The 524-nt window shown below is 42.7% G+C and carries 1 protein-coding gene; it reads right to left on the reverse strand.

Annotated elements, in window-relative coordinates:
- Positions 1–295: 295 nt before the first annotated feature.
- Positions 296–524, reverse strand: a 229-nt coding sequence (locus tag R7040_RS29830; protein WP_318098096.1) for a GNAT family N-acetyltransferase, incomplete at its 5' end; no start/stop codon positions are given.

A 524-nucleotide genomic window follows, 5' to 3' on the forward strand; every position in this document is an offset into this window, starting at 1 on the left:
TTGTGAACAAACGCCACTCGTTTAACGTAATGACGTTTGTCATGGACAACAACACCTATCTGGATGAAGCAGACAAGCGTGTTGCGGTATCGTACCAATATCAATTTGAATAATGGAAACACAGCGCTAATGCGTTTGTGACGTCTAGTCCGTCAACACAAGCAAGCCTGTGATTCGAGCGTGTCACTGACATTATTTCAGCCCTTGCTCAGCGATGAATACTGAGGAAATTCTCAAGCAGCAATGCGAGAGATAGCACAGCATGAATTAACGCCAGTGATAACGTTCAATCGACTTACGCTTGTTCTTCAATACTCTTCTGGTATTGATGTTTCAAAACGTACATGCGCTTCACGTCACGATAGCTGCCATTAATGAAGTACTCTTCGATAAGATGGCCTTCCTCAATAAAGCCGCACTTTTTATACAGATGGATGGCAACTTCGTTCTCAACCGCAACCAATAGGTAGATTTTGCGTAAGTTAAGGATGGAGAAAGAGTAATCCAATGCGCGATGAATCATT

The sequence above is a fragment of the Vibrio sp. 1069 genome, assembly GCF_033340555.1.